Genomic DNA, 202 nt, shown 5'->3' on the forward strand with positions numbered 1-202 from the left:
TACCATGGCTTTGATATCTACAGTTACACTAGCACCCGCTTCGTTCACATAAGTAATTGTACCCGCAGTATAATTTGGTGTTAAAGTTGTAATCGTTTCAAAACTGTCGATCGCTCCTTTAATATCTAAAGTAGTCAAATTCGATTTCTCATCTTGATACGTCAACATACCTGTTGCACTGTTGTAAGACAAAATAGTCAAG

1 pseudogene is annotated in these 202 nt (G+C 36.6%); it reads right to left on the reverse strand.

Going from position 1 to position 202, the window contains the following annotated elements:
• Window positions 1-202 (reverse strand): annotated as a pseudogene (locus KO524_RS15390) (hypothetical protein); the annotation flags it as partial.

The sequence above is a fragment of the Flavobacterium sp. NKUCC04_CG genome, from assembly GCF_019345525.1.
GTDB lineage: Bacteria > Bacteroidota > Bacteroidia > Flavobacteriales > Flavobacteriaceae > Flavobacterium.